Here is a 26,004-nt window from a genome sequence, read left to right as displayed (position 1 = left end):
CCCGGGTCAGGAACTCGGCGGGGTCACAGTCTCTCAGATACCCACGGTGGTTCGGTGGCGCAGGAGCATGGTGAACGTCACTGACCGTTGCCGGTCTGGTCCTCGACGGAGGACAGCGCCGCCTCGATCCGCTCACGCGCGCCCTCGAGATGGTGCTCGCAGACCTTCGCCAGCTGCTCGCCCTTCTCCCACAGGGCGAGCGACTGTTCCAGGGACAGCCCGCCCGCTTCGAGCTCGCGGACGACCTCCACCAGCCTGTCGCGGGCCTGCTCGTAGCCGAGTTCGGCGGTCTCGCCACCGGGTTTGCTCACGCTGTGCTTCCTTCTACCGGACGTCGGTGCTTGCCGATACCCGCGCACACTACCGCGCTGGCCATGGCGTTGTCGTAACCCACGAAGGCGAGAGCGAACTCCTGGCCGTCACCCTCCGCGATCGCCGAGACGAGGTTCTCCTGGGCCCGCGCCACCCGTTTGCGGTGCACGGTGCCGTCCGCGAACCACCATCGGGTGCCGACGTGCTCGGCCGTCGCTTCGGAGAGTTTGCGCAGCTGCGCGTCGAGACCGCGTTTCGTGGAGAACGGCGCTGATGAGCCCTCGGCGGAAAAGAGTGCCTCGGCCTGGCACCCCGCGAGCAGCACCGTCCAGCACTCGGCGGCGGCACGGTCGGTCAGCCACGCGTTGCGTAGTACCTCTGGCGCGTCCGCGCGCTTCGCGGCGTCGATGGTCAAAGGCAGGAAACTCGCCGTCAACGCTCCTCCTCCGGCACGCCCGAGACGACGGCGCCGAGCGCGCCGTCGACCACGCGGACGCGCAGTTTCGCGCCGTCCGCGACTTCGGAGACGGACCGGAGTACCTGGAGGTTGCCTTGCTCGTCGGTGTACTGCACCACGGCGTAGCCGCGTTCGAGGGTCGCCGCCGGGCCGAGCGCGGTCAGCCGCGCGCGGGCGCTGGCGATTTCGGCCTGGTCCTTGGCGAGCAGGGTGAGCATCGCGCGGCGGCCGCGTTCGCGGTGGATCTCGACGTCGTCCGAGCGCCGCTGGATCGGGCCGAGCGGATCGGCGAGCACGGGACGGCTTCGAATCTGGGTCAGCAGCCTGACCTGGGTGTCCACCCAGCCGTGCAGGGCGCGGCGGCCGCGATCGCGCATCTGGTGGACGCGCTGGGTCTCCTCCCGGACGTCGGGCACGATCCGCTTGCTGGCGTCGGTCGGCGTCGAGCAGCGGAGATCGGCGACGTGGTCGAGCAGCGGGGTGTCGGGTTCGTGCCCGATGGCGCTGACCACCGGGGTCCCGGCCGCGGACACGGCGCGGCACAGCGCCTCGTCGGAGAACGGCAGCAGGTCTTCCACGCTGCCGCCGCCGCGCGCGATCACGATGACGTCGACATCCGGGTCGCGGTCCAATTTGGACAGTGCCTGGAGGATCTGCGGGACGGCCAGCGAGCCCTGGACGGCGGTGTTGATCACCTTGAACGCGACATGCGGCCAGCGGGCCTGAGCGTTCACCAGCACGTCGCGTTCGGCGGCGGAGGCGCGTCCGGTGATCAGCCCGATTCCCTTGGGCAGGAACGGGATCTTGCGTTTGCGCTCCGGCGCGAACAGGCCCTCGGCGGCCAGCAGCCGCCGCAGCCGCTCGATCCGCGCGAGCAGCTCGCCGATGCCGACCGCACGGATCTCGTTGGCACGCAGGCTCAGCGAACCGCGGTTCATGAAGAACGTCGGCTTCGCGTGCACCACGACGCTCGCGCCCTCGCGCAACGGCGGTTCGATCGTGCGCAGCAGCCCCATCGGGCAGGTCACCGACATCGAGACGTCCGCCGACGGGTCACGCAGCGTCAAGAACGCGGTGTTGGTGCCCTGGCGGGCCGAGATCTGCGTGACCTGGCCCTCGACCCAGACCGCGCCGAGCCGGTTGATCCACTCGCCGACCTTGCGGGCGACCGTGCGGACCGGCCACGGGTTCTCGGCGGTGGTGGACGGACCGGCCTGAGCGGCGGCAGGCTCGGCGCTCACTGGCCTTCCGCGCTGTCGCCGTCGCTCTCGGCCTTCTTCACGTTCCCGATACGGCGCGCGAGCATGCCGACGAACGACGGCCTGTCGGCGTTCGCGCGTTCGTAGGTCAGGAGTTCTTCCAGCTGCGCGAGGTCGAACCGGCGCAGGCGGGCACGCAGTTGCGGCAGGGTGAGCGTGTCGTAGTCGTCCAGCCCGGCGGGATTCGCGTCGACGAGTGGCGCGGAACTGTCGAACTCGCCGTCGGCGTGGTCCTCGGCGAGCGCGCGTTCCTCCTCGGCCCACGGATCCTCGGTGAGCGCTTCGAGGTCGGGGAGGTGGCCGTTGGTCTCGGCGCGCGGCCGGGGAACCTCGGGGTTCTCGGTGTCCTCCCTCAGCGGGATGACGCACGAGTCGCGTTCGTAGCGGCGTTCGCCGACGTCGGGCGGGAGATCCTCGTCGAAGGTGGCCCAGCTGGGCGTGTCCTCGACCGGGCGGAGGACGGACAGCGCGTCGTCGCCCTTGATCGCGAGTTCGGTGACGTGCTGCTGCACGCGCATGGAGAACTGGAGCACCTGGCTGACCACCGTGACGGGGAGCCCGGTGAGCTGCTTGGGGAGTTCGCGAACCCGCTCGGCGGTGGTGACGGCGAGGCCCGCGGCGACCCGGAGGGGGAGCGGGAGAGGCTTCATGCGTCCAGCCTGCCGTATTCGGGCCATCCTGCCCAACCGAACGGGTGGGTCGGCTCACCCGACGTGACTCCACGCACATCCTTTCGAGGGGTTCCCTGGTCACCTGAACGTGAGTGCGAGGAGCCCCCAGGGCAGCCCGTACCCTGGGGGCATGAGTTCTGCGAGTCCCGGAATCACGCCAGCCGGCAGTCCGACGATCACCGAGTCCGGTGTGCCGGCAGGTGGCAAACGTGTCCTGCTCGCCAAGCCCCGCGGTTACTGCGCGGGGGTCGATCGCGCGGTCATCGCCGTCGAAAAGGCACTCGAGCTCTACGGCGCACCGGTGTACGTGCGCAAGGAGATCGTGCACAACCGGCACGTCGTGGAGACCCTGCGCGAACGCGGCGTCATCTTCGTCGACGAGACCTCCGAGGTGCCGGAAGGCGCGTTGGTGGTGTTCTCCGCGCACGGCGTCTCGCCCGCGGTGCACGCCGAGGCGGCCGAGCGCAACCTGCGGACCATCGACGCGACCTGCCCGCTGGTGACGAAGGTGCACAAGGAAGTCAACCGGTTCGCGAAGGACGACTACGACATCCTGCTGATCGGCCACGAAGGTCACGAAGAGGTCGAAGGCACCGCCGGCGAGGCTCCCGACAAGGTGCAGCTCGTCGACACCGCCGAGGACGTCGACAAGGTCGAGGTCCGCGATCCGTCGAAGGTCATCTGGCTGTCGCAGACCACCCTTTCGGTGGACGAGACCATGGAGCGCGTCGATCAGCTGCGGGACAAGTTCCCCGGCTTGGCCGACCCGCCCAGTGACGACATCTGCTACGCCACCACGAACCGTCAGGTCGCGGTCAAGGCCATGGCCGCCGAGTGCGACCTGGTGCTGGTGGTCGGCTCGACGAACTCGTCCAACTCGAAGCGGCTGGTCGAGGTCGCGCTGAAGGCGGGTGCGCGCGCGTCGCACCTCGTCGACTTCGCGCACGAAGTCGACGAAGCGTGGCTCGAAGGCGTCGAGACCGTCGGCGTCACCAGCGGTGCTTCGGTGCCGGAGGTCCTGGTCATGGACCTGCTGGCGTGGTTGGCCGAGCGCGGCTGGGACAACGTCGACGAGGTCACCACGGCCAACGAGAAGATCGCGTTCGCACTGCCGCACGAGCTGCGCAAGGCCGCCAAGGCCTGACGCCCGCTACGAAAAAGGGCCGCTCGAGGAGTTCCTCGGGCGGCCCTTTCTGCTGGTCAGGTGCTCAGGCGAGAGCAAAGGTCCCTTGCTTCACCGCTCGTCGTCCCAGGGGCGGCGGCGGGGAGGCTGCCCTCCGCGGCGCGGGTCGTCCGCGCGCGGCGGACGGCGACGCGGGGCACCGGGGGCGCTTTCGCCACGCGGGTCGCGGCGGCGGGGTTCGCCCTCTTCAGGCGGCCGCGGCCGTCGAGGCTGACGCCCCGGGGGCGGCGGTTTGCGGGCGCCGGGTTCGGCGTCGCGGCGGGGGCGGCGCTCGTCGTCGACAGGACGACGGCGGGGCGGCGCACCCTCTCGCGGGGCACCGTCTCGCGGAGCGCCACGGCGGGAAGGCGGGGGCGGGGTCTGCCCGGTCCGGGACGCGGGGCGGCCACGACCCGGTGCGGCGGCCGCGGGACGGACGGCGGGCTTGGCCTCGTCGCGACGTTCCGGTTTGGTACCCGGCTTCACCTTCACCGGGGCGTCGGGATCGCGTTCCCGGTAGATCCGGAAGACGCCGATCGCCAAGGTGACGCCGGTGGTGATGGCCATCGTCGGGAAGCCGTTGATCAGCGGCGTTCCGACGTCGAAGGCTCTCGAGAGCAGGTCCGTGCCCTTGCTGCCGTCCGAGGTCAGGAGGATCACTCCCGGGACGGTCACGGCGAGGACCAGGGGCGGCTGCACCATCGGGCCGAACAACCCGCGGCGCTGGACGGCCACCACGGCGGCCACCGCGCCGAGCGCGTAGCAGGCTTTGAACAGCAGGCCCAGGTCCTTCTGCATCATCATGTCGACGAAGGCGCCAAGGATGGCGAGCCCGAAGCCGACCAGGACGGCAGCCCACCAGGGCAGCCCGCGCCTGGCGCCGACGAGCGGACGCTCGTCCCAGGCAACGGGAACGTCGTCGGCATCAGGATCGCTCTGGCGATCGCGAATCGCGGTCACAGGCCCCACCGTATATCCAAGCTGCGGGCATACCGCCAACAGGCGGTGTGTCTATCGCCTGGTAGTGGTCATTCCGGACCACCCGGACGGGCTGTCCGGGTGTTTACGGGAGGTACTACGAGTAAGTGGCCGACAAGGTTGTCAGGCCGGGCGAAATGGAGCCTCGGGTTCCGGAAAACGCAGGTGGGGAAGGCTGTTATCGGCCGTGCGGTACGGGCGCGCCGGGCGCCGGAAGTACATGAAGGGGGCCTTCATTGCGCCCAAGTACGTGAAGGGGTCCTTCACGTACTTGGGACGGTGCGGCTGATGGCGGTTTCGCGTGATCAGCGGGACAACACATGTGTCTGGATGGACGACTCGCGACCCCCACCGCTCACGAGGCCGGGAGTTCGTCCGCCTTCCTGATCAGCGGGACCGCCGCCGGGCTGCCCGCGGCGTCCGTCAGCGGGGAGACCGTGCTCCGGAAGCTCTCGAGCGCCTCCAGTTCCCGCCGCCGGGCCGAGATGAAGCGCTGCAGGTGGGTGCTCGACAGGTTCAGCGCGTCGACCGCGTTGCCCGCTGCCCGGTGCGCGGCGGCGGCGCCCGCCCGGACCTGCTCGACGTCCTCGACCAGTGCCCGTTCGGTCGCGGCGAACAGCGCGGCGGAAGCCAGTACGGCGAATCCGGTCGGCCCGCAGACGAAGACCCGCCGGTCCAGCATCCAGCGCAGCAGTTCCGGGTCGGTGTCCAGCGCGGCCACCACGGCCGCGTCGGACGGGACGAACATGATCGTCCCGTAGATCGCGTCGGCCCAGCGCTGGTAGCCCTTGCCTGCCAGCTCGGCCGCCCGCGACCGGAGCTGCCGGACGTGGACGCGCAGCGCGTCCAGCCGTTCCTCGGGGTCGTTCGTTTCGACGGCCTCTGCCCAGCAGGCCATGCTGGCCTTCGCGTCGACCGGTACGGTCCGGCCGCCGCCGACCCGCAGCACCATGTCCGGTTTCGCGGCGCCGCCGCCCGCCAGATCCGTTTGCAGGGTGAAGTGCAGTTCCTCGCGGAGCCCGAGCGCGCGTGCGGTCTCCAGGAGTACCTGTTCGCCCAGTTCGCCGCGGCCGCTGATCGAGGCGAACGCCACCTCGTACCGGCGCAGCGCGAGCTGCTGCTGGTCCGCCTTCGACCGTTCGGCGGCGACCAGTTTCGCCGCCGCGTCCGCCCGCCGCATGCCGTCGTTGTACAGCCGCCACAGCAGCGCGACGGCCACGAGCAGCAGCAACGCGAGCACGACGGCCGCGGTGGTGATCACCGTCGCCACCGGTACCTCCCCTCCGGATCCGAGTCGGGGACATCATGGCGGAACCCACCGACAAAAACGCAGCGGCGCGGTCGCGCTCCGTATCTGACCTGCGCCGTCCCCGGCGTGTCGGAAAGCGCAGTGCCGCCAAGGGCGCGCCTCCCCTCTCCGGCCGGTGCGCGGCCCTACCTTGGGCTGCGTGAAGCTCCTGCACACGTCCGACTGGCATATCGGCCGCACCTTCCACGGCGCCGATCTGCTCGCCGAACAGGAAGCCGTGCTCGGCCACGTCGCCGATCTCGTGATCGCCGAGTCGGTCGACGTCGTGCTCGTTTCAGGGGACATCTACGACCGCGCGGTGCCCTCGGCGGAGGCCGTCCGGGTGGCCACGACCGCGCTGGGCAGGCTCCGGCAGGCCGGGGCGAAACTGGTGATGACCCCCGGCAATCACGACTCCGCGCCGCGGCTGGGCGCGTTCGCCGAATTCGCCGCGGCGGGCGGTCTGTACCTGCGCGCCACGATCGACGGTCTCGCCGAACCGGTGCTGCTGCCCGACGAACACGGTGAGGTCGCGCTCTACGGGATCCCGTACCTCGAACCGGAGCCCGCGCGCCACGCCCTCGGCGTGCCCGAGGCCCGTGGCCACACCGGCGTGCTCACCGAGGCGATGCGGCGGGTCCGGGCGGATCTCGCCTCCCGGCCGTCCGGGACGCGGTCGGTGGTGCTCGCGCACGCCTTCGTCACCGGCGGCGAGCCGACCGAATCCGAGCGGACCATCGCGGTCGGCGGCGTCGAACAGGTGCCGGGGTCGGTGTTCGACGGCGTCGATTACGTCGCACTCGGCCACCTGCACGGCCCGCAGACCCTCGCCGAGCACCTGCGCTATTCGGGCAGTCCGCTGGCGTATTCGTTTTCCGAGACACGGCAACGGAAATCCGTCTGGCTGGTAGACCTCGACGCCGACGGGCTCGCCGAGGTCCGGCGGCATGAGCTGCCGGTGCCGCGACATCTCGCGATGGTGCGCGGCGAGCTGGCGGACCTCCTTTCCGATCCGGCGCACGACGGCCTCACCGAACACTTCCTGTCCTTCACCGTGACCGACCGGGTCCGCCCGGTCGACGCCATGCGCAAACTGCGTGAGCGGTTCCCGTACGCCGTGCACATGGATTGGCAGCCGGAGGGCGGGCATGACGGAGCCGCGCTGAAATACGCCGAAGCCGTCCGCGGGCGGTCCGACGTCGAGATCACGCGCAGTTTCCTCGAGGACTGCCGCGGATCCGCGCCGTCGGACAGCGAGGAGCGGCTGGTGCTGGCGGCACTGGGCGCCGCGGGCAGGGAGCGCGAAGTATGAGGTTGCACCGGTTGGAGGTCGCCGCTTTCGGGCCGTACGCGGGCCGCGAGGTGGTGGACTTCGACGTGCTCGGCGCCGACGGTTTGTTCCTGCTGCACGGTGACACCGGCGCGGGGAAGACGACACTGCTCGACGCCATCGCGTTCGCGCTGTTCGGCACGGTTCCCGGCGCACGTGGCGAGGTCAAACGGCTGCGCTGCGATCTCGCCGAGCCCGACCAGATCACCGAGGTCGTCCTCGAACTGACCGTGCAGGGCCAGCGGATGCGGATCGCGCGCAACCCCGAGTACCAGCGGCCCAAGCGCCGCGGCGAGGGAATGACCCTCCAGCAGGCGAAGGCGGTGCTGAGCTGGGTCGGCACGGTGCCCGCCGGACACGTCGCCGAAGGCATCACGCGCATCGACGAGGTGGCACGCACGGTCGAACGGCTCATCGGCATGACGCATGAGCAGTTCTTCCAGGTGGTCTTGCTGCCGCAGGGCGAATTCGCCCGGTTCCTGCGGGCGAACACGGCCGAACGCGAGGAGTTGCTGGAGCGGCTGTTCGGCACCGAGCGGTTCTCCGACGTGGAGAACTGGTTCGCGAATCTGCGTGCCGAACGTGGCCGCGAGCTGGCGGCACGGCAGCAGTCGTTGCGGGAGTGGGTCGCGCGATTCGCACAGGTCGCACAGGAGGAAGCGCCGGAAGAGGGCCAAGCCGACTGGGTCGACGCGGTGCTCACCGAGTCGGGCGAGCGGGTCGCCAAAGCACAGGAACGGGACGCGAAAGCTCGCGCGGCGGCGAAAACGGCTGAGATCGTTTGGCAGGAGAACCGGTCGGCCGCCGAACGCATCCGCCGGGTGCGCACCGCGTACACACGCCTTTCGGCGATCGCCGAGCAGGCGGGGCAGCGCGCGGAGTGGGCGGAAGAGGTCGAGGCGGCTCATCGGGCGGCGGGCGTGATCGCGGAGGCCGATCTCCTCGAACGCAGGCTGGATCAGCTCGCGGAGGCCGAGGCCGCGGAAGCTCTCCGTGCTCAGGAAGTGCCCGACGCCGCGTCCAGTTCCGCCGCCGAACTTCGCGCTCGCGCCGGCAGTCTGCGTGAAGAGGCGGGTGCGCTCGCCGAACTCGTGGCGGAAAGCGAGCAGCAGCAACGGGATCTGGCTCGTCTGGCGCAGCTGGAGGCCGCCGCGGAGAAGGCGCGGAAGCAGGCCGAAGACTTCGCCGCCGAATTGGGCACCGTGCCGGAGAAGCTCGCGGCCTTGCGGGCGGAAGAGGCCGCTGCCGCCGAGGCCGACGCGAAGCTCGACGGTGCTCGCACCCGTGCCGACGAACTGACCGCGCTGGTGCGCGACGCCGACGAAGTGCCTCGGGCGCGACAGGCCGTCACGCAGGCGCGCGAAGTGGTCGGTGAAGCCGTGGACGGTCATCAGAACGCCCGTCAGCACCGGCTGGACCTGCGGGAGCGACGCCTCGAAGGGATGGCGGCCGAACTCGCCGCCGGTCTGCACGACGGCGAGGACTGCCCGGTCTGCGGGGCGACCGAGCACCCGTCGCCGGCGACGCACACCGGCGGCCTGGTCGATCCCGAGGACGAACGCCGCGCCGAAGTCGCGGAGCAGCAGGCGCATATGCGGCGTGAGAAGGCGAAAGCCGCGTTGCAGGCAGCTGAAAACCGCCTGACGGTCCTGGTCGAGCGGCTGGGCGAGCACACCGCCGAGACACTGCGGGCCGAGTTCGGCGAGGCACGCGATCTGGTCGCCACGCTGTCCGAGACGGCTCGTCGGAAGCCCGCTCTCGAGGCCCAGGTCGGTGCGCTGGAACGGAAGATCGAGCAGCTGACCGAACGTCGACGCACCGCCGAGCGGACCGCCGTCGAGGTCGAGACCGAGGCCCGAGGCCTCGTCGAACGGCTGGCCGAACGCGAAGAACGGTTGGAATCCGCGCGCGGCGAGTTCGCCGACGTCGGGGCGAAGCGTCGGCACCTGCTCGGCTTCGCGACCCGTCTCGACGCGCTGGCCGAAGCGCGGCTCGCCGTCGCCGGCGCCCGCGAACGCCGCGACGAGCAGGCGAAACTGGTCAAGGAAGCTTTGCGGGCCAAGGGTTTCGCTGATCTCGACGAAATGCGTGCCGCGTCGCGGCCGGACGAGCAGATCACGAAACTGGAGAACAGCCTCGCCGACGCCAACGTGATGGAGAAGGCCGAACGGCAGGCCCTCGCCGAACCGGAACTCTTCGGCATCTCACCGGAGGACGAGATCGACGTCGCGACCTCGGAGGAAGCGGCGAGGGACACCCGGGGCGAGGCCGAACGGGCGTTCGCGGCACTGCGGGCGGCCAAGACCCGGCACACGGACCTGACCGGGCTGGCCGAGCGGATGACGTCCTTCATGGCGGAACTGGCGCCGGTCGAAGAGCGGTATCGCGAACTGAAGGCGCTGGCCGAGGTGGTCAACGGACGCGGGCAGAACGCGCGCAAGATGTCGCTGCGCTCGTACGTCCTCGCCGCGAGGCTGGAGGAGGTCGCGGTCGCGGCGACCGCCCGCCTGCGGACGATGAGCCAGGGCCGCTACTCCTTCGTGCACTCCGACGCGGCAGGGGCCCGGGGCACCCGCGGCGGGCTCGGCCTCGACGTGCTCGACGACTACTCCGGCACCGTCCGGCCCGCGAAGACACTCTCCGGCGGCGAGTCGTTCCTCGCGTCGCTCTCACTGGCACTGGGCCTCGCCGACGTCGTCGCCGCCGAAACCGGCGGAGCGCTGCTGGACACGCTGTTCATCGACGAGGGCTTCGGCACGCTGGACGCCGAGACACTCGACATCGTCATGAACATCCTCGACGAGCTTCGCGCCGGCGGTCGCGTGGTCGGGCTGGTGTCGCACGTGGAGGAACTGCGGCAGCGGATCCCGACGCGGCTGCGGATCCGGAAGTCGCGTACTGGCTCTTCGGTGGAGGTCCACGCCGCCTGACCTCGTGCTTGTGAAGTGAGATGAAAGGCCCCTTCATTGCAAAATTTGCAATGAAGGGGCCTTTCATCTCACTTGCGGGAGGCGGATTCAGGCCGCTTCATGCGTCAGCAGCCACTGCTTCGCCGGGACACCCCACCGGAAGTTCCCCACGCCACCGCCGGTCCGCACCACCCGGTGGCACGGCACGAACAACGCCGCCGCGTTCTTCGCGCACGCCGACGCGGCCGCCCGCACCGCGGCCGGATACCCCGCCAGCGCCGCGTACTCCGCGTAGCTCACCGGCTCGCCGGCGGGCACCTTCCGCAGGATTTCCCAAGCGTGCTCCCGGAAAGCGCCGGAGCGCTGCCGCACCTCGATGTCGGCGACCGCGTGCAGGTCGCCGTCGTGGTACCGGCGGATCGCGGTGCTCACCGGTCCGAGGTCGCGCCGCTCCTTCACCTCGCCGGGGGCCAGCGACGGCGAGATCAGCGGCGTCAGTTCGGCGACGTCGGCTGTCCAGCCCGAGGCGAGCACGGCCCCGTCACCCGCCACCACGGCGGTGAACGGGCCGATCTTCGTGTCCATCGTGGACCAGTACGCGATGCTCATCATTCTCCCTTTTCGGCGCGCCACAGGTACATACCGGCGTACGAGGACCAGGGCTGCCAAGCCCGTCCGCGTTCGGCCAGCGTCGTTTCGTCGTCGGCGATCCCCAGCGCGGCCGCGCCTCGGCGCACCGCCGGATCGCCGGTCAGCAGGACGTCCGGCGCGCCCAGCACGCGCATCAGGACATAGTCCGCGGTCAGCGGCCCGATTCCCGGGACCGCCAGCAGTTCCGCGCGCAACTCCGCGGGATCGCGGCCGACGTGGACCGAAACCCCGTCCGCCAGCGCGCGGGCCACGGCGGCCACCCGTTCCGGACCGTGTTCGGCGACCTGGGCCGCCGTCGGGAACAGCGTGGTCAATCCTTCCAGCGACTCGTCGCAGCTGGGCAGGCGCTCACCGAAGGCTTCGGCGAGTGACGCCGCCTCGGCGGGGGACAACAGCGCGCGCAGCACGAGTTCGTCGCCGTCGACGGTGCCGGGCACCCGGATGCCGGGGATCGCCTCGACCAGCGGCGCGAGTGCCGGGTCCGCCCCCAGGACCCGCGCGACCGCCTCCGGGTCGGCGTCGAGGTCGAGCAGCCGCCGCACCCTGGCCACCGCGCTGCTCAGGTCGCGCAGGTCGGTGAGCCGCAGGTCGCTGCGGACGTGGTCGTCCTTCGCCGTCAGCCACACGACACCGGAGCCGTGCGCGAGCCGCAGCGTGCGCCCGTAGCCGGTGACTCCGGACTCGTCACGCGTCACGTGCTCGACGCCGGGGACGGCCCGGTCGGCCAGGAAGTTCAGCACCCCGGCCGCGTCGAACGGTTTCCGGAACGGCAGCCGCAGGCTCAGCCGGGTGCCGGTCGGCAACTCTTCGGCTTTGCGACGCCCGCGACGCAGGCTCGCCGCGCGAAGCTGCGAAGGCGTCGTCGCGAACACCTCCCGGATCGTCTCGTTGAACTGGCGGACGCTGGAGAAACCCGCCGCGAACGCGACGTCGGTCAGCGGGAGGCCGGACATCTCGATCAACAGGCGCGCCGAGTGCGCCCGATGCGCCCTGGCCAGCGCCAGCGGCCCGGCACCCAGTTCCGCGGTGAGGACGCGTCCGAGCTGGCGTTCGGAATAGCCGAGCCGCCGTGCGAGCCCCGGGACGCCGTCGCGTTCGACGGCCCCGTCCGAGATGAGCCGCATCGCCCGAGCGGCGAGGTCGGCCCGGATGTCCCAATCGGGGGAGCCCGGGACGGCGTCGGGGAGGCAGCGGCGGCAAGCGCGGAAGCCGTTGGCCTGCGCCGCCGCCGACGTCGGATAGAAACGGACGTTCTGCTGTTTCGGCGTCGACGCGGGACAGGACGGACGGCAGTAGATCCCGGTGGTGGCCACGGCCATGATGAACTGGCCGTCGAACCGGGAATCACGGGCGGCGACGGCGCGGTAACACCGTTCGGTGTCGCGCCACACGGCCCGTTCGGCCAAGGTCTGCTCTGTCATGACATCGATCGTGCCACCAGGCCGAGAGCGCGGCTGGCGGAAATCCGACACGGCGATCAAGGCCTCGGCGGATGGGGCGGCGGGCGGCACGTAGACTTCTGGCCCGTGAGTCTCACCCTCGGCATCGTCGGCCTGCCCAACGTCGGCAAGTCCACCCTGTTCAACGCGCTGACCCGCAACGACGTGCTCGCGGCGAACTACCCGTTCGCGACGATCGAGCCCAACGTCGGTGTCGTCCCGCTGCCGGATCCGCGGCTGGATCAGCTCGCCGAGGTCTTCGGCTCCGAGCGGACCGTGCCCGCCGTCGTGTCCTTTGTGGACATCGCGGGCATCGTGAAGGGTGCCTCCGAGGGCGCCGGCCTCGGCAACAAGTTCCTCGCGAACATCCGCGAGGCCAACGCGATCTGCCAGGTCGTGCGGGTGTTCGACGACCCGGACGTGATCCACGTCGACGACCGGATCGACCCGGCGAGCGACATCGAGACGATCAACACCGAGCTGATCCTCGCCGACCTGCAGACCCTGGACAAGGCGCTGCACCGGCTCGAGAAGGAGGCGCGGACCAAGAAGGAAGCCAAGCCCGCCCTCGACAACGCGGTCAAGGCCAAGGAGATCCTCGACGGCGGCCGGACCCTGTTCCAGGCGCAGAAGGAGGTCGACTTCGAGGCACTGCGCGAGCTGAGCCTGCTCACCACGAAGCCGTTCCTCTACGTCTTCAACGCCGACGAAGGCATCCTCACCGACGAGTCCCGTCGCGAAGAGCTGGCCAAGATGGTCGCCCCCGCCGACGCGGTGTTCCTCGACGCGAAGGTCGAATTCGAACTGCTGGAGCTGGACGACGAGGACTCCGTGCGCGAGCTGCTGGAGTCCGTCGGCCAGCACGAGCCTGGCCTGTACTCGCTGGCCCGCGCCGGTTTCCACACCCTCGGCCTGCAGACCTACCTCACCGCCGGCCCCAAGGAGTCCCGCGCCTGGACGATCCCGCAGGGCGCGACCGCCCCGCAGGCGGCAGGCGTGATCCACACCGACTTCGAGCGCGGCTTCATCAAGGCCGAGGTCGTCTCCTTCGCCGACCTGATCGAGCACGGCTCCATGGCCGCCGCCCGGTCCGCGGGCAAGGTGCGCATGGAGGGCAAGGACTACGTCATGGCCGACGGCGACGTGGTGGAGTTCCGCTTCAACGTCTGAGCGGGAGTTGATCATGATACCGAAGTGGTATCATGGACTCATGGCGATGACGTTGAGGCTGAACGACGAGCAGGAGCGCGCGTTGGCCTTGCTCGCCGAGGCCGACGGGGTGAGCAAGCACGAAGCGATCGTGCGGGCGATCACCGACGCCGCGGCCCGGTCTGTCCGTGACGATCGAGTGCGTGCCCTGTCGCGCGATGGGCGGGCGCGCTACGCGTCGTTGCTCGATCGCCTGGCGCAGTGAAGATCGAGTACCTGACCCTGGACGACCTGCTCACTCTCGCGACCGACCTGGGTGTTTCCCGGGTTCGGGACGTGGGCTTGCTCGACGCGGCGGCGCATCGGCCACAGTCGTCGCTGATGGGGCAGGACGCTTATCCGGGTCTGCACGAAAAAGCGGCGGTTCTGCTGGAATCGCTCGTCCGCAACCATCCGCTCGTCGACGGCAACAAGCGGCTGGGCTGGATGGCGGTGTTCGTTTTCTACGGCCTCAACGGTGCCGACCTGGAAGCGCCGGAGGACGACGCGTACGAGCTGGTGATCGCGGCGGCGACCGGGGCCGTTGTCTACGAGGAAACGGCCCGGCGCCTTGCGGAGTGGACTCGCCCGGAAGTTGCCGCACCACACTTCAACGCCTGATCAGACGCCGTAGCGGCGTTGATGGATCGTCGCGGGCGGCTTGCCGTGCCGCGCCGTGTAGGCCGCCACGATCTCGTCCGTCGTGTCCTCTCCGGACTGGAGGCGGACCAGGTACGGCACCACCCAGTGCAGGTCCGCCTCGTCGAAGTCCTCCGCCCAGTTCGGACTGAGCCCGGTCCGGGACTCGTCGAGCACCGAGGAGAGCGCGACCTGCCCACCCGCGTTCACCGGATGCGGGCCGACCGAGATCGAGACGCGGGAAGCGGCGCCGGCCGGGTGCACGGCCACCTCCATGGGGTGGGGGTGACGCCCGGGTGCCGTGCGTGCGATCACGAGGAACCGCAGAGGCCCGCGTTTCGTCTTCTTCATGCGGCCATTCGAGCACGCCGCCACGGACCGAGGATGAACAGCATGACGAGCCCCACCCTCTCACCGCTCGCCCATGCCCTGGCGCGCACCGACTTCGCGGAGAACTGGTACCGCTGGTGCGACGCCAAGCGTGACTGGGCGGCCGAGGCGACGGGTACCTACGAGGAAGACTCCCTGCTCACCGCCAGCGGCGCGTTCGCCGCGCTCCCCGCGAGCGAGTTCATGCGGGCGTATCGCGCGGCCGGGGCCGAGGTCTCGCGAGGATCGAGGGTTCCGGACGCGCGCCATCGGTCGTTCACCGTGGAGGTCGCCGCGGGACGGATCGTGTGCAGCCTGGCGGTCCGGCTCGGGCGGGGACTCAACTCCCAGGAGTGCGGTCTGGTGGTACTCGCGGACGGCGAGCGGCAGGGTGAGCCCGAAATGCTGCATGCGCCGGCGCTGGCCATCCGCCGCTCCCGGGGCGAGCCCGATCCGAATCCTCCCTACCCTCGGCCGATCATCGGCAGCCGCAGTCAGCTGGAGGTCGTGTCCCGCGGCATCGTCGACGTCCTCGGCCAGGTCGCCCGCGGCTGGGCGTCATGACCGAGGTCGTCTTCAGCCGCGTGAACCCCTGGATGCCGCGAGTGATCCGCGCTGACGGTGAGCTCAGGCTCGAACTCGGCGCCGGAGCCGACGCCAACCACGACCCTCGCACGTTCGCCTTCCCTGTCGCGGAGGCTCACCTCGAGGTGATCCGGGACGACCTGACCCGGCACCTGCTGCTGTGGAGCGCGATCCTGCCGCTGTGCGTTGCGGCCGGGATCCGAGGGCCGCTCGACGAACGCGCGGCGATCGCATTGCCGGACCCGATCCTGCTCGGCGCCCCCGCCGACGTCGAGTCGTTGTTCCGGACCATCCGCTGGGACGAACGCCGGCTCGTCGCTCACGGCGCGGACGTCGGGCTGCTCGAGCGCGGGCAGCTCTTCGACGCGTTGTGCATCGCGAGCGTGTGGTCCGATTGGTCGCTCGTCCGCGAGTACGACGCGAACCGTCATCGCTCCTGGCGGGCCCCGCTCGACGAGGCACTCCTCAAGTACACGGGCCGCCATCTCGACGGCGGGAAGGCGCCGGACCGGCATCCGGACGCCGTCGACTCCGCTCTGCTGCCCGACGTCCTGCGGGTGATCGCCACCGCGGAGGAGGCGAGCGCCGGGATGCGGATCTCCCGCGACCGGCGGCGAGGTGAAGACGCCGTGAAACAGCGTGACTGGCGTCGAATCGAGGAGAAGGTCCAGCGCACGGTTCGCCGCGTCTTCCCGGACCTCGCCGACGACGCGGTGCGCACGGTGAGCTTCCTGATCTGCTCCGAAGCCGCCGACAAGGCCAGAAAGCAAGGATGACGATGAGACCACTGACCTTCCGCGACGCCAAGGACAACGAGCAGAAGTGGGCTCCGGGAGGTGCTCAGTCCGCGCCCGACGCGTTCCGGGAGTTCGTCGACCGGCACCGTGCCGACGACAACGCGTCGTTTCGCGTCGAGGACGAGGAGAGCGAAGAGGCGCTGTCGCTCATGTTCGACGACGGCACCATCTGCCGGGCCAAGGGTGAACGGGTCGAGTACCGCCTCGTCACCAACCGCGGCGACTACCGGACCCAGGTGGCCAACTTCGTCCGCGGCGGTTTCAGCGCCCTCGACCGCAACGGCCCCTGGTGGCCCGACGTCGCAGGCTTCGAACGTGCCCGGCTCCGTTCCGAGTTCGACGAGTCGATGCTCCGGCGGACCCACCCGCGCGAGCTGCGCCACCGGCTGGAGATCCTGACCCGCGTCGACGGACACGAGCCGGTGACGGTCGACGGGGTCACGCATTTCGGCTTCGGTAACGGCGGAGGTGACACGGTCAACGCCTGGTTCACCACCGACGGCCGTGGTCTCGTGCTGACGTTCGACCACACCGGCCCGCTCAATTTCTACGAAGACCCGCGGTCGCAGGCGGCGCTGTACGACGGCGTGCCGGAAGACCTTCTCGCTCTGGTGAAGGACGTGCCGGAAGCGGATACGACGCTCAATGCCTCGCATCCTGAGGGCGGCACCCTCGTGGTCGCCTCCGGCGTCTTCACCTTCTCCGGTCCCTGCGCCATGACGGACGGGCTGGTGTCCCGCTTGCAGGAGGAAGAGCTGGGCGTCGGGGACACCGGGATCGGCTGGCTTCTGGAGGGTTTTCTCTCACTGGAGGACTTCACCCCGGCCGCGGTCGCCGAAGCCGTGGCGTGGTGGAGTGCCGAGGACGTCGCGAGGGGTTTCGCCGCCGTGGGCGACCAGGAGCGGGCCGCACCGTTCGATCGGGAGCTGGTGGAAAGGTTCTGCGAGATCTGGGCCGACTCCGGGTACAACGATCGCTGGGATGTGCACTACGTCCTGTTCGACGGCTACTCGATCGAGGACGCGGGTGAGGATCGGGACGAGCTCCTGAGGTTGGTCCGGACGCTCGGACTCGAGCGCGTGGACGCTCCGCCGGGGACCGCCGACGGCGAGGTGTGGGTCCGCACGGATCCGCGTATCGACGCAGAGCTCGGAAACTGGGCATGATCACTTCGGGAGGTCGTTTCGTGTACCACCGTTTCGAACCCGAGGTCGCCGGTGGCTTGGGTCCCGGTATCGACTACGACCCACGGCGTGGGGCCGAACCACTCGTCGGCCCGCTGCATTATCAGTTCGCCGGCTGGCTCGGCGACGACATCGTCACGACGAGCGGGTACTGGATCGTCACCGGCAGGCTCGCCGACGCACTGAGGGAATCGCCGCTCACCGGCTATGAGCTCGGCGAGGTGGTGGTGACCACCGACGAACAGTTCGACATGTTCTACAGCCACCTCGGCCTTCCTCGTGACTGGGAGCGCCTCATCCCCACCGGCACGGTGGAGGGCGGTGAGGACTTCGTGCTCGAAACCGTTGTCGACCTGCTCGTCAGCGACGCCGCACTCGAACTGTTGGGGCGGTTCGGCATCGACGACGCCGACATCTCGCCGGCGGACGAGGAACCGGAGGTCTCCGATGTCATGCGGAAGTTCCTCGACCTGCAGCGAGCGAAGGACAACGAGACAAGGAGAACAGTGCCGAACGATGCCGCCGTCGATCTCATCGGATCGTTGGTCGAAGTCGCGGGCCTGCCGGGATCGGTGGACGGCTGGGAATCGCTGGCGATGATCCTGGAGTTCGGGGAAGGGTTTCGCAGTGCGTACGGGTACGCGTACTCGCCCGGGGACGTCATCACGCCCGTGGCCTGTAAATGGGCGAGTATCGAGGCGGCGGTGAACGCGTACCTGGGCGGCTACTACCGGCCCGGTGAGAGGCTGCCGGTGAAGATCCTCGTTCAATACGACCGGACGGCGGGGAAGCACGAGGTGACCTTCGAGGACACCGATGAGGAGCGCTGGGCCGTGAAGCCGAGGAACTTCCGGCAGATGCGCGAACAACTGCGCCCGAAGTTCGGCTGAGGAGAGCACGATGGCACGAAAGCGGAAGACCCTTCCCAAAGACTTCGCGGAGATGCTGACCTCGGCCTCGGTGGACGAACTCAAAGCCGTCTTCGGCAAATGCGAGATCGACGCGCGGGGCGGCTATGCCAAAGGGACCGCGATCGGCTTCCCGGAGTGCCCGGACGAGCTCATCGTCTGGCTGACCGGGCAGGGCCTCGCCGTCGACACCCCGGACAGCTACGGCAGGACACCGCTTCATGCGCGGGCTTCACGCGCTGCTCCGAAGCCGATCGCGCAGATTCCCTTGTTGCTCTCTCTCGGCGCGGACATCGAGGCGGCCGACAGCTCCGGGCAAACGCCGCTTCAGGCCGCTGTGGACGGATTGAAGGCCGGGGCGGCGCGCGTGCTGATCGAGCACGGGGCCTCGACCGAGGTGCTCGACAGGCGTGGCAACACGTTGTTGACGCGAGGCCTGATCGGGACGCGAAACGCCGACATCCCCAAGTGTGTCGAGATCGCGAAGCTGCTGCTCGAACACGGTGCGAGCATCACGGCCGGGATGCGTGAGAAGGTCGAGCGGATCGGTAGTGGTTTCGAGTTCCACCGGGAGAAGTTCAACCCCGATTTACTCGAAGAGACCGACGCCGCGCTCAGTGAGCTGTACCGGATCTTCGGGGTCGAGCCGGTCGCCCGGCGGTCGACGCACGACGGGGTATCGCCGATCGTCGTGCCCGACGGCCCCTGGCGGGAGCGGCACAAAGCGCTCTGGGAGCTTCTCGTGCCGTCGACCGGCGCGGGCGCGACAGTGCAGTGCGAGGCCATCCGCGTCACCGGCCGGATCTTCGACGAGATGTTCCGGAACGGCGGAGCGAACTGGGACCGTGATTATCGTGCGATGGCCGACGCGTTCCCGGGTTTCCTGGCGCGGGGCGAGCCTCTCGGCGAAGAAGAACTCCAAGAAGCCAAGGAGATCGCGAAGCAGGTCAGGTCGGGCCGCGGCGCGGACGGCCACCTCGATCGCTTGAGGGAGCTCGCCGTCGTCTGGGTCGCGAAGAATCCGGGCCCGATCGCCTTGGGGCCGGTGGACTACACACGTTGAGGGCGGGCCGCGTGTCCCCGACAAGGCATCGAGGACACGCGGCGAGACTCACTTCCGCAGCAGGCTGTACGCGGCGGAACCGATCAGCTCCAGCGAAACCTGAAGCCGCTCAAGGGAAACGTTGTCCTTGATGGTGTCTTCCGGCGTGTGGTACGTCGGTTCCAGCAACGCCGGGCCGGACTCGCCGCGCCAGCTGAAGTTGCCGGAAGCGATCCCGCGCTCGAAGAACGGCACGTGGTCGCTCGAACCGCGCGCGACCGGGCCCTTGACGCGCGGGTCGTAGCCGAGCCGTTTGGCGGCGGCGTTGACGGCCGCGGTCGTGGCGTTGTCGGCGCCGTCGACCGAGAGCAGCCAGTAGGTGATCGCCGGGTCCCAGCTGGTGGCGACCATGTCGTTCTGGAAGCAGCCGGTGATCCGCCGCGCCTCGGCGTCGGACAGGTTCTTGACGTAGTGCCGCGAACCGATCAGCCCGTACTCCTCCGAACCCCACAGCGCGAACCGCAGCGTCTTGTTCGTCGGCAGGTGGCGCAGGACGCGGGCGAGTTCGAGGCACAGCACGGTGCCGCTGCCGTCGTCGTTGGCGCCGGGGGAGCCGGGGACGCTGTCGTAGTGCGCCGTCACCATGACGACACCGTCGTCCTTGCCGGGGAACGTGGCGGGCCGTTCGGCGATGACGTTGTACGACGTCAGGTTCTTGTGGTGGGTGGCCGTCGCCTTCACCGTGACGGAGCCCTTGGCGAGCCGTTCGCGCAGGCGTTCCACCTGCACCTGGGCCAGGCCGAGCACCGGGATCGTGACCGGGGTGGCGAGCGTCGGCGAGAACGCGGACAGCTTGCGTGCCGGGTCGGCGCCGATCCGGCCGAGCAGCACGGCGTCCGCTCCGCGCTGCGCGGCCGTCAGGTAGGCGTCGGCCTTGTTCGTCACGGCGGCGATCAGCACGATCTTGCCGGTCAGATCGTCGGGCAGGGTGCTGCCGTCACCGGCGTCGACGACGACGGCCTCGCGGGTGATGTCCTGCGCGCCCTGCGGCGACGAGCCGGTCTGCCAGCTGTCGCGCCCGATCGACAGGGCACCCAGGAACTTGTCGGCGATCGGGAACGGCTGCAGTGTGACCTGGTAGCGCAGCTCGCGCAGCACCTTCGCGATGTACTCCTTGGCCCGCAGTTCGCCTTCGGTGCCGGCGATCCGGGGCCCGATCTTGTCGCTGAGCACCCGCAGGTGCTCCAGCGCCCGTCGCGAACGGACCCGTGCGACCACGGGGTAGTCGCCGAACTCCAGCGACGGCGGGAACTGCGCGCCCGGTCGTTGCTGCGTGGCCGCGGCGGCGGCGCCGGGGTTCAGCCCGATCGTCGCCGCGCCCGCCAGTGCCACCGCGCCCGCGAGCACCTCACGTCTGCGCAGACCTGCCATGGAACACCCCTCACTTCTCGAAGAAACTCGTTCGAGTAGCTAAGAGTCACGGAGCCCCCAGGGCAACCTCCGATCGTCCCCCTTTTCCGTAACGTAACGTTCCCTCAGCCCTTGGCGCCGAAGGCTTTCAGGAAGGTGTCGACGGCGGCCTCGGCGATGGTGCGGAGTTCGGCGTCGGGAGTGCGGCGGGTGCCGAGCCTCGCCCGCTTGTCGGCCGGACCGGACAGCAGCGCGAAGAACTGATCCGCGGCCAAGAGCGGGTCCCCGGTGTGCAGGTGCCCGGAGACGGTCAAGCGGGCGAGCCGGTCGGCCAGCGCCTCGGCCACGCGGTCCGCCGCGCGTGTGTGGATGACGTCGAGCAGGTCGGGGAACTGGCTGGCCTCGGCCGCGAGCAGTCGCCGCAGCGCCCATGAGCGGTCGGCGCAGTAGCACTTGAGCAGTTTCAGGCCGATCGTCTCCAGGGTGGCCCGGAGATCGTCGCCCGCGCCGGTGAGCCGCTCGACCACGGTCATGTTCTCGGCCAGTGCCTGGTCCGCCGACGCGGAGACGGTCTCGCGGAACAGGTTCTCCTTGTCGCCGTAGTGGCTGTACACGGTGGCTTTGGCGACGCCCGCTTCGGCCGCGATCACGTCCACACCCGCCTGCGCGTATCCCTCTCGCGCGAACACGGTGAAAGCCGCGTCGAGGATCGCTTGCCGCTTGTCGATCCGGCCTCGGGCCGTACCCGTCCCACTCATGCCCTCAGCGTACCGGGCCGGACGGATTACCAGACTCACCAGTCTAGCGAAACAGACCTGCTAGTCTCAGACTTGCTGGTATGGAAAACCAGACTGGTGAGTCTGGTCAGAGGCAAGGGACGGGAAGAGACATGACAACCATCCGGGATGATCGGCTGGGCTCCGCGCTGCGGCCGCTGATCGGCGTGATCCTGCTCGGCGGGGCGCTGGGCATCCTGAACAGCACGATGGTCGCCGTCGGGATTCGCGACCTCGCCGAGGACTTCGAAGCCTCACTGGGCACTGTGGGCTGGGTTTCGACCGGCTTCCTGCTCGCGGTCACGGTCACCATCCCGGTGACCGGCTGGGCGGGAGAGACCTTCGGTGGCAAGCGGATGTGGCTCACCGGCCTCGGCGTCTTCCTCGCCGGTTCGCTGGGTTGCGGGCTGGCGTGGGACATCGAAAGCCTGGTCGTCTTCCGCGTGCTGCAGGGGATCGGCGCGGGAATCCTCGATCCGCTCGTGCTCACCCTGCTCGCCCGCGCCGCCGGGCCGCGGCGCGCGGGCCGCGTGATGGGACTGATGGCCGCCGTGCTCTCGCTCGGTCCCGTGCTCGGCCCGGTACTCGGCGGTGTGGTGCTGCAGGGCTTCGGCTGGCGGTGGATGTTCCTGCTCGGCGTGCCCCTCGGCGCGCTGGCGGTGCTGCTCGCGGTGCGCGTGATGCCCGCGGACCCCCCGGTCGAGCGGCGCGCACGGCTCGATGTGCGCGGCGTGGCCCTGCTCGGGCCGGGTTTCGCGGGCTTGCTCCTGGTGCTGTCCCAGGCCGCGAACGGGGCGGACCTCCTCTCCTCGCCGGTGCTCGTCCCGCTGGTGGCCGGCGCTCTCTTGCTGGCCGGTTACGTGGTGCACGCACTGCGCGGCGAGGCGCCCCTGGTCGACATTCGCCTGTTCGCCCGGCGCGGGTTCGCCGCGAGTGTGACCGTCATGGCGCTGACCGGGCTGGCGATGTTCGCGAGCCTGATCGTGCTCCCGTTGTACTTCCAGCAGGCCGGGGGACACGGCGCGCTCGCGGCCGGGCTGCTCGTCGCGCCGCTGGGTGTCGGGGCCGCGGTCGCGGCGCCGCTGGCCGGGCGGATCAGCGACCGGATCGGTTCGCGCAACCTGGCGCTGGCGGGCGGCCTCGTGTCCGCGTCGAGCGCCGTCCTCTTCACGACGTTCGACGCGCGGACCGCTGACGCGGCGGTCGTGCTCGCCGGGCTGGCCCTCGGCACCGGACTCGGTTTCGTCGGCCCGCCCGCGATGGGGGCGGTGTACCGCACGTTGCCGGGACCGCTGGTGCCACAGGGAAGTTCGGTGCTCTACATGCTCAACCAGCTCGGCGGTTCGATCGGCGTCGCCGTGGTCGCGTCGATCCTCGCGACCGCGACCGGCCCGGTCGCGGGTCTGCACGCCGTGTACTGGTTCGTGGCGGGCACCATGCTCGTCCTGCTCGCCGCCGCCGCGCGCCTGCCGGGACGGGGTGACCGGTGAAGACGATCGTGATCTCCGGCGGTACCGACGGGATGGGCAAGGCCCTCGCGATGGAGTACCTCGGCCGAGGCGACACCGTCGTCGTTCTCGGCCGGGACCCGGCGAAAGGCGCGGTGTTCGCCGAAGCCGGGGGCGCGACGTTCATCCAGGCGGATCTCGGCCTGGTCGCGCGCAACCATGAGGTCGTCGAGCGGATCACCACGAGGTTCCCGGTCGTGGACGCGCTGGTGTTATGCGCCCGCCACTTCCGTTCGACCAGAGTGGAGACGGCCGAAGGCATCGAAAGCACCTTCGCGTTGGAGTACCTGAGCCGTTACTTGCTCAGTCACGGACTCGCCGCCGCCTTGGGCCGGGCCGAACGGCCCGTCGTCGTCAACGTGTCCGGTCCGGGGGTGAGCAAACCCGAGATCCGCTGGCACGACCTTTCGCTGACGCGGGGCTATGACGGCGTCGCCGCGCAAATGCAGGCCGGGCGCGCCAACGACCTGCTCGGCGTCGCCTTCGCCGCCGAACACGCCGCGAGCGGGATCTCGTCTGTGCTGCTCAACCCCGGCGGTGTCTCGACGAGTTTCTCCGGGGACTACGACGCGGCGACCGCAGCCCACGTCGAAGCCTTGAAGAGATACGGGAAACCCGTCGAGGAAGGCATCGTGCCGATCATCGCGCGGGTCGACGACCCGCCCGCCGAGCCGCTCAGCGCGTTCGTGGAAGGACGGCGGATCGCGGTGACCCGCCCCGGGTTCGAACCCGGGGCGGCGAAACGGCTGGCCGAGGTCACGCGGAGGCTGCTGGCCGACGAACGAACACAGGTAACTTCGGACGGGTGAAGCCGTTGAGTCCCGACATGTTCGCCCCGGGTTGCCCGTCGAACCTGACCCCGTTCCGGATCGGCGACAAATGGGCGGGTCTGGTCGTGCTGTGCCTGGAAGAAGGGCCGCGCCGGTTCTCCGAACTGCGGGTGCCACTGAGGGGCGTCACGTCGAAGGTCCTCACGGAGACCCTCCGGGCGCTGGAGCGCGACGGCATGATCACCCGCACGGCGTACGACGAGACGCCGCCGCGCGTGGAGTACGAGCTCACCTCGCTCGGCCGGACGTTGTTCGAGCCGATGGAGGCATGCCGGGAGTGGGCGGCGAAGCACCTTCCGGAGCTTGTCGCCGCCCGCGAGGCATACTCGGCCGGTTAGCCGAGGAGACCGAGCACGACGATCGTCAGCAGCGTGATGGCCGCGGCGAAGATGGTCACCCAGGCGCGCTGGGCGGCGGTGATCGAGGCGTTGTTCACGGCGGTTCCCCTGGGGAGAGAAGCGACAGGTCCGCCGTGAACAGCGCGTTGATCAGGCTCCGCGTTACCTGCGGAACGCCCGTGTGATCAAGATCACTGGTCGTGCTGGTGATGCCGGTCGCGCGCCGTGTACCAGAGCACTCCGGCAGCGGCAGCCACCATCGCGCCGAATGCGGAGAACCCCACCACGATCGCCTGTGTCATCACTCGTCCTTTTCTCGTCGGTCGTACTGGCTAGACGTCCGGGAAACGGGTTCGTGGTGCGAGCGTCGCGGACGTCACATGTCGCCGAGTACCTCGTCGATCTGCGATGCGAGTGCGAAGTCCTTCTCCGTCAGTCCTCCGGCGGAGTGCGTGCTGAGCCGGAACGTCACCGTCCGCCAGCGGATGTCGATGTCGGGATGGTGGTCGGCCGCCTCCGCCAGTTCGGCCACCTTGTCCACGGCTTCGATGGCTTTCGGGAAGCTCGGCAGCTTCGCCGTCCGCTCGATCGTGACGCTGTCACGGGTCCAGCCGGAGAGCTTGGTCACGGCTTCGTCGGCTTGCTGGTCGTTCAAGATTTCCGCCATGACTCCATGGTGGTACGCCGTCGGCTACGCTGCACTTTTGCCACGGGTCCCCCCTTTGAAAATCGCAGGAGGCTAGATGAAACGCGCCCTCCGCACGGTCGTTGCGGCTGGCACGGTGGCCGCCCTCGTCGCGGGCTGCTCGCTCTCCGGGAACACGGGGAACGACCCGCAGGCGCCGGCGACGGTCACGCTCGTGACACACGACTCGTGGCTCGCCCCGCAGGAGGTCCTCGACGCGTTCGAGCGGCAGTCCGGGATCAAGATCTCCGTGCTCAAGCAGGGTGACGCGGGCGCGCTGACCAACAAACTGGTGCTGACCAAGGCGAATCCGATCGGCGACGTCGCGTACGGCATCGACTCGACGTTCGCCTCCCGCGCGCTCACCGAGGGCGTTTTCGAGCAGTACACCAGCCCGGAGGCGGATCGCGGACCGCAGCGCTACTCCGTCGACCCCGGGCACCGGCTCTCCGCGGTCGACCTCGGCGACGTCTGCGTCAACATCGACACCCGGTACTTCGTGGACAAGGGGATCCCGGAGCCGAAGTCGTTCGCGGATCTGGTCGACGCCAAGTACAAGGACCTGATGGTCGCCGAGAGCCCCGCGACGTCCTCGCCGGGGCTGGCGTTCCTGCTCGGCACCGTCGCCCAGTTCGGCGAGCAGGGCTGGCAGGCGTACTGGACGCAGCTGAAGGCCAACGGGCTCAAGACGGTCAGCGGCTGGGAAGAGGCCTACACCAAGGAATTCTCGGGTTCCTCCGGCAAGGGCCCGCGTCCGATCGTCGTCTCCTACGCCTCGTCGCCCGCCGCCGAGATCGGCGATGACGGCAAGCCGCGGACGAAGGCACTGCTGGACACCTGCTACCGCCAGGTCGAGTACGCGGGCGTGCTGGCGGGCGGCAAACAGGTCGAAAAGGCCCGCAAGGTCGTGGACTTCCTGCTGTCCCAGCAGTTCCAGGTGACCGTGGCGGGCAACATGTACGTGTACCCGGCCCGTCAGGGCGTCGAGCTCCCGCAGGGCTGGGCGCAGGCCGCGCCGCTGCCGCAGCAGCCGAAGACGCTCGAACCGGCCAAGATCCAGGCCGGGCGCGAGCAGTGGATCGCGCAGTGGCGCACGCTGTTGGAGGGCTAGGACGTGTTACCCGGACTGAGGTCGCCAGATCGCGCGACGACACGGGCGCGCGTCGCTCTTCGGCCGGAGGCCCCGGATTCGCGGAGACGGGCCGCTGACACGGCGGAGTGAGTGGCCTGCCAACGCCGCGGCCCGGCCGCGGGAATCCGAAAGCGCGCTTCGAGAGGCACAGGCTGAG

General features: G+C 69.7%; 25 protein-coding genes and 1 pseudogene. 14 read left to right on the top strand and 12 right to left on the bottom strand.

Translation table 11 applies throughout. The features are described 5' to 3' along the window. Positions 1-77: 77 nt before the first annotated feature. Genes DL991_RS39320 through DL991_RS39305 form a run of 4 tightly spaced genes read right to left on the bottom strand, consistent with a single transcriptional unit; the run spans position 78 to position 2,678 of the window. Complete coding sequence (locus DL991_RS39320; protein WP_125789418.1) at positions 78-311, bottom strand: exodeoxyribonuclease VII small subunit; 234 nt, start codon at positions 309-311, stop codon at positions 78-80. Next, the gene (locus DL991_RS39315; protein ID WP_125789417.1) at positions 308-748 is read right to left on the bottom strand and encodes a hypothetical protein; all 441 of its coding nucleotides are present in this window, start codon (positions 746-748) and stop codon (positions 308-310) included. The genes DL991_RS39320 and DL991_RS39315 overlap by 4 nt, the downstream gene beginning before the upstream one ends. Further along, positions 745-2,010, bottom strand: a complete 1,266-nt coding sequence (gene xseA / locus DL991_RS39310; RefSeq protein ID WP_125789416.1) for an exodeoxyribonuclease VII large subunit — start codon at positions 2,008-2,010, stop codon at positions 745-747. Before xseA ends, DL991_RS39315 begins: the two co-directional genes overlap by 4 nt. Next, a complete protein-coding gene (locus DL991_RS39305) occupies positions 2,007-2,678 on the bottom strand; it encodes a lipid droplet-associated protein (protein ID WP_125789415.1) in 672 nt (223 codons plus the stop codon). Before DL991_RS39305 ends, xseA begins: the two co-directional genes overlap by 4 nt. Before the next feature lie 151 nt (positions 2,679-2,829). Between DL991_RS39305 and DL991_RS39300 the strand changes: the two genes are divergently transcribed. Continuing rightward, a complete protein-coding gene (locus DL991_RS39300) occupies positions 2,830-3,843 on the top strand; it encodes a 4-hydroxy-3-methylbut-2-enyl diphosphate reductase (RefSeq protein ID WP_199746457.1) in 1,014 nt (337 codons plus the stop codon). A 90-nt stretch (positions 3,844-3,933) separates the two neighbouring features. Here the strand turns inward: DL991_RS39300 and DL991_RS39295 are convergent, their stop codons facing one another. Beyond that, the gene (locus DL991_RS39295) at positions 3,934-4,821 is read right to left on the bottom strand and encodes a DUF6542 domain-containing protein (protein WP_125789414.1); all 888 of its coding nucleotides are present in this window, start codon (positions 4,819-4,821) and stop codon (positions 3,934-3,936) included. Between the two features lie 373 nt (positions 4,822-5,194). Then, positions 5,195-6,109, bottom strand: a complete 915-nt coding sequence (gene rmuC / locus DL991_RS39290) for a DNA recombination protein RmuC (RefSeq protein ID WP_125789413.1) — start codon at positions 6,107-6,109, stop codon at positions 5,195-5,197. Between the two features lie 178 nt (positions 6,110-6,287). Here rmuC and DL991_RS39285 point away from each other — a divergent pair, with 178 nt between their 5' ends. Next, complete coding sequence (locus DL991_RS39285) at positions 6,288-7,439, top strand: exonuclease SbcCD subunit D (RefSeq protein WP_199754251.1); 1,152 nt, start codon at positions 6,288-6,290, stop codon at positions 7,437-7,439. Then, a complete protein-coding gene (locus DL991_RS39280; protein WP_125789412.1) occupies positions 7,436-10,387 on the top strand; it encodes an AAA family ATPase in 2,952 nt (983 codons plus the stop codon). Before DL991_RS39285 ends, DL991_RS39280 begins: the two co-directional genes overlap by 4 nt. An 87-nt stretch (positions 10,388-10,474) precedes the next feature. Here the strand turns inward: DL991_RS39280 and DL991_RS39275 are convergent, their stop codons facing one another. Further along, positions 10,475-10,975, bottom strand: coding sequence for a methylated-DNA--[protein]-cysteine S-methyltransferase (locus tag DL991_RS39275; protein ID WP_125789411.1), 501 nt, complete (start codon positions 10,973-10,975; stop codon positions 10,475-10,477). Then, positions 10,975-12,438 (bottom strand): DNA-3-methyladenine glycosylase 2 family protein, encoded by a 1,464-nt coding sequence (locus DL991_RS39270; RefSeq protein WP_125789410.1) that lies wholly within the window; start codon positions 12,436-12,438, stop codon positions 10,975-10,977. The genes DL991_RS39275 and DL991_RS39270 overlap by 1 nt, the downstream gene beginning before the upstream one ends. 105 nt (positions 12,439-12,543) lie before the next feature. Here DL991_RS39270 and ychF point away from each other — a divergent pair, with 105 nt between their 5' ends. From ychF to DL991_RS39255, 3 genes are read left to right on the top strand one after another with little or no spacing between them, the layout of a single operon-like run. After that, entirely contained in the window at positions 12,544-13,626 is a 1,083-nt protein-coding gene (ychF, locus tag DL991_RS39265) for a redox-regulated ATPase YchF (protein ID WP_125789409.1), read from the top strand. 40 nt (positions 13,627-13,666) lie between these two features. Beyond that, positions 13,667-13,870: a CopG family transcriptional regulator gene (locus DL991_RS39260; RefSeq protein WP_125789408.1), complete on the top strand. Its 204-nt coding sequence runs from the start codon at positions 13,667-13,669 to the stop codon at positions 13,868-13,870. Continuing rightward, positions 13,867-14,265 carry a type II toxin-antitoxin system death-on-curing family toxin gene (locus DL991_RS39255; RefSeq protein WP_125789407.1) on the top strand — a complete coding sequence of 133 codons (399 nt, stop codon included), beginning with the start codon at positions 13,867-13,869 and terminating at the stop codon, positions 14,263-14,265. Before DL991_RS39260 ends, DL991_RS39255 begins: the two co-directional genes overlap by 4 nt. Here DL991_RS39255 and DL991_RS39250 read toward each other — a convergent pair whose 3' ends face one another. Beyond that, positions 14,266-14,634: a hypothetical protein gene (locus DL991_RS39250; RefSeq protein WP_125789406.1), complete on the bottom strand. Its 369-nt coding sequence runs from the start codon at positions 14,632-14,634 to the stop codon at positions 14,266-14,268. Positions 14,635-14,676: 42 nt separating this feature from the next. Between DL991_RS39250 and DL991_RS39245 the strand changes: the two genes are divergently transcribed. The 4 genes and pseudogenes from DL991_RS39245 to DL991_RS39225 all read left to right on the top strand — a co-directional run bounded on the left by DL991_RS39245 (position 14,677) and on the right by DL991_RS39225 (position 19,189). Beyond that, positions 14,677-15,216 carry a hypothetical protein gene (locus tag DL991_RS39245; RefSeq protein ID WP_125789405.1) on the top strand — a complete coding sequence of 180 codons (540 nt, stop codon included), beginning with the start codon at positions 14,677-14,679 and terminating at the stop codon, positions 15,214-15,216. Further along, positions 15,213-17,200 (top strand): annotated as a pseudogene (locus DL991_RS43660) (DUF6357 family protein). Before DL991_RS39245 ends, DL991_RS43660 begins: the two are co-directional and overlap by 4 nt. 20 nt (positions 17,201-17,220) lie before the next feature. Further along, positions 17,221-18,108, top strand: a complete 888-nt coding sequence (locus DL991_RS39230; RefSeq protein WP_125789402.1) for a hypothetical protein — start codon at positions 17,221-17,223, stop codon at positions 18,106-18,108. Between the two features lie 10 nt (positions 18,109-18,118). Then, a complete protein-coding gene (locus DL991_RS39225) occupies positions 18,119-19,189 on the top strand; it encodes an ankyrin repeat domain-containing protein (RefSeq protein ID WP_125789401.1) in 1,071 nt (356 codons plus the stop codon). A gap of 48 nt (positions 19,190-19,237) precedes the next feature. Here the strand turns inward: DL991_RS39225 and DL991_RS39220 are convergent, their stop codons facing one another. Both DL991_RS39220 and DL991_RS39215 read right to left on the bottom strand, forming a co-directional pair. Then, the gene (locus DL991_RS39220) at positions 19,238-20,599 is read right to left on the bottom strand and encodes a M20/M25/M40 family metallo-hydrolase (protein WP_125789400.1); all 1,362 of its coding nucleotides are present in this window, start codon (positions 20,597-20,599) and stop codon (positions 19,238-19,240) included. A gap of 104 nt (positions 20,600-20,703) precedes the next feature. Further along, positions 20,704-21,336 carry a TetR/AcrR family transcriptional regulator gene (locus DL991_RS39215; RefSeq protein WP_125789399.1) on the bottom strand — a complete coding sequence of 211 codons (633 nt, stop codon included), beginning with the start codon at positions 21,334-21,336 and terminating at the stop codon, positions 20,704-20,706. Positions 21,337-21,467: 131 nt separating this feature from the next. On the opposite strand from DL991_RS39215, the gene DL991_RS39210 reads away from it, so the two are divergent. From DL991_RS39210 to DL991_RS39200, 3 genes are read left to right on the top strand one after another with little or no spacing between them, the layout of a single operon-like run. Next, the gene (locus DL991_RS39210) at positions 21,468-22,844 is read left to right on the top strand and encodes a DHA2 family efflux MFS transporter permease subunit (protein WP_125789398.1); all 1,377 of its coding nucleotides are present in this window, start codon (positions 21,468-21,470) and stop codon (positions 22,842-22,844) included. After that, positions 22,841-23,671 carry an SDR family NAD(P)-dependent oxidoreductase gene (locus DL991_RS39205; RefSeq protein WP_125789397.1) on the top strand — a complete coding sequence of 277 codons (831 nt, stop codon included), beginning with the start codon at positions 22,841-22,843 and terminating at the stop codon, positions 23,669-23,671. Before DL991_RS39210 ends, DL991_RS39205 begins: the two co-directional genes overlap by 4 nt. A gap of 17 nt (positions 23,672-23,688) precedes the next feature. Beyond that, positions 23,689-24,030, top strand: a complete 342-nt coding sequence (locus DL991_RS39200; RefSeq protein WP_125789451.1) for a helix-turn-helix domain-containing protein — start codon at positions 23,689-23,691, stop codon at positions 24,028-24,030. Between the two features lie 376 nt (positions 24,031-24,406). Here DL991_RS39200 and DL991_RS39195 read toward each other — a convergent pair whose 3' ends face one another. Then, a complete protein-coding gene (locus DL991_RS39195) occupies positions 24,407-24,697 on the bottom strand; it encodes a 4a-hydroxytetrahydrobiopterin dehydratase (RefSeq protein ID WP_125789396.1) in 291 nt (96 codons plus the stop codon). A 76-nt stretch (positions 24,698-24,773) separates the two neighbouring features. Here DL991_RS39195 and DL991_RS39190 point away from each other — a divergent pair, with 76 nt between their 5' ends. Further along, on the top strand, positions 24,774-25,826 hold the full coding sequence (locus tag DL991_RS39190; RefSeq protein ID WP_125789395.1) for a thiamine ABC transporter substrate binding subunit: 1,053 nt from the start codon (positions 24,774-24,776) through the stop codon (positions 25,824-25,826). The last annotated feature ends 178 nt before the right edge of the window (positions 25,827-26,004 follow it).

This window comes from Amycolatopsis sp. WAC 01375 (assembly GCF_003947325.1).
In the GTDB taxonomy this organism is placed as follows: domain Bacteria; phylum Actinomycetota; class Actinomycetes; order Mycobacteriales; family Pseudonocardiaceae; genus Amycolatopsis.
Note: the sequence above shows the minus strand (reverse complement) of the source record. Positions and strands in the feature narration are given on the sequence as shown.